This window comes from Micromonospora sp. NPDC002411 (genome assembly GCF_053592955.1).
Window position 1 is genome coordinate 1 of record NZ_JBSFBM010000591.1, and the last position, 1,979, is coordinate 1,979.

The following is a 1,979-nucleotide window of genomic DNA, read 5'->3' on the forward strand; positions in this document are numbered from 1 at the left end:
GCCGTACACCTGGAGTTGTTTGCCCGAGGTGTAGGTCCAGGCCTGGTTGGTCTGCCTGTTGCAGTCGTAGAGCTGGACCCGGGTGCCGTTGGTGCGTGAGGCGTTGGGTACGTCGATGCACCGACCGGACTGCGTGCCGACGATCTGGCTGGCGGAGCCGGGTGGGACGGTCGGGGTGGGCGTCGGCGTCGTCGGATCGGTGGGGGTCGGCGTCGGGGTGGTCGGCGTCGACGGCAGCAGCGGGCAGGTGCTGCGGTAGGTGACCACGCCGCTGTTGTCCAGCAGCGGGCAGAGGAACTGGCTGTACCGGGCGTCGTTGTCGACGAACATCTTGACGAACGGCAGCATGGTCCGGACCATCACCGGGTTCGATCGTCCGACCATGAATCCGTGATCCGCCCCCGCGACCTCCAGGTAGACGCTCTCGGTCGTGGACGGGAGGCTGTTGTACAGGCCGGTGGCGTAGGACGGGGTGACCACAGTGTCCGCCTGCCCGGAGAAGATCATTGTGGGCACCCGGTCGTTGGCCAGGTTCGACGACGGCGAGTACGGCGCGATCCCGACCACTGCCTTCAGCGACGAGCGCCGGATGGCTGCGCTCAGCGCGCCACCACCGCCCATGGAGTGACCGGCGACGGCCAACCGGGTGGGGTCGACCCGGTCGCGTACCGGGCTCTGCTGGGTGAGGTAGTCCAGCGCGGCGAGCAACTGGGTGCCTCGGGCGGTGTCGAAGTCGTTACGGCTGTTGGTCTCGATGCCGATCACGACGAAGCCGTGGGAGGCCAGCCACGGCCCCATCCAGGCCAGCTCGGCGGAGAACAACGCCGTGTAGCCCGGCGAGATCGCGATGGCCCCGAAGGTGCCCTGGCTGGTGTCGGTCGGGTAGTAGATCCGGCCGCCGTTGAAGCCGTACCCGGTCGGGACACTGACCGAGGTGTTGGCGAAGGGGCCGTTTACGGCGGTGACGCTGGTCCGGGTGGGGTCCGGGCCACGCTGGTACGGGTTGTCGGCGGCCGACGCCGACCCGGTCGCCACGGTGATCGTGAGCAACCCGACCGCGGCGGCGATCCCGGCCGCGGCGAGCTTGAACAGTCGGCCCCTCAAGCCGGTTGACACTCGGTCGGCCTGGGTGTTCCCCGTGGGCGGGGGGTGGTCTGCGGGTCCTCGCACTGTCGGTACCTCCTGGTGGTGGAAGAGCGAGGGGCGGGCGGGCTCGTCGTGTGCCGAGCCTGCCCGCCCCCGTTGATGTCCGATCGTCAGCGTTGCAGGGTCAGCAGACCCGGCCGGTACGGCAGGAGGCCGTAGTCGCCGCCGGAGCTGGGGGAACGACCCTGGTAGAGCAGTTGCAGGTTGCAGGCGTCGACGGTCATGGTCTGATCGGCGTTGGTCCGCAGCAGCTCACCGTGGCTGATGTCGTTGGTCCAGGTGGCACCGCTGTTGGCCTTGCCCGCGAACGGGTTGCTCTCGGACGTGGCCTGCGGCGTCCACGAACCACCCAGGCTGCTGGCCGTGAAGGAGCGGAAGTAGCGCCCGTTCGAGCCGATGGCCTCGACGATCATGAGGTACTTGTTCAGACCCTGGAGCTTGTAGACCTGAACAGCCTCGAAGAGGTTGTTCGTCGTGTCGGTCATGATCGTGGTGTAGTTGGAGCCGAAGCTGCCCGGGAAGTTCCCGATCGGCATGCTGGCCCGGTAGATCCGGCCGTTGTCGCCGGCGAAGAACAGGTACATGTTCTGGTCGTCGCCGATGACGGCCTGGTCGATCGGGCCGGTGTTGGAGTTGGAGATGCTGCCGCTGAACAGCGTCTGCGGCGCCGACCACCCGTTCGGGTTGGTCGGGTCACTGGAGGTCCGGTACGAGAACGCGGGCCCACCCCACTGGTAGGCCAGCACCCAGATGTTGCGCGGCGCGAAGTAGAACAGCGACGGCGCCACTGTCGCGTTGTTCATCGCGTTCTGGCTGGCCGAGCCCATCTGGTT

The 1,979-nt window shown here is 67.7% G+C and carries 2 protein-coding genes; both read right to left on the reverse strand.

Translation table 11 applies throughout. The features are described from left to right. On the reverse strand, positions 1 to 1,104 hold a 1,104-nt coding region (locus tag ACWCO3_RS34230; RefSeq protein ID WP_450014130.1), incomplete at its 3' end, for a poly(ethylene terephthalate) hydrolase family protein. Positions 1,105 to 1,256: 152 nt separating this feature from the next. Beyond that, on the reverse strand, positions 1,257 to 1,979 hold a 723-nt coding region (locus ACWCO3_RS34235), incomplete at its 5' end, for a non-reducing end alpha-L-arabinofuranosidase family hydrolase (protein ID WP_450014132.1).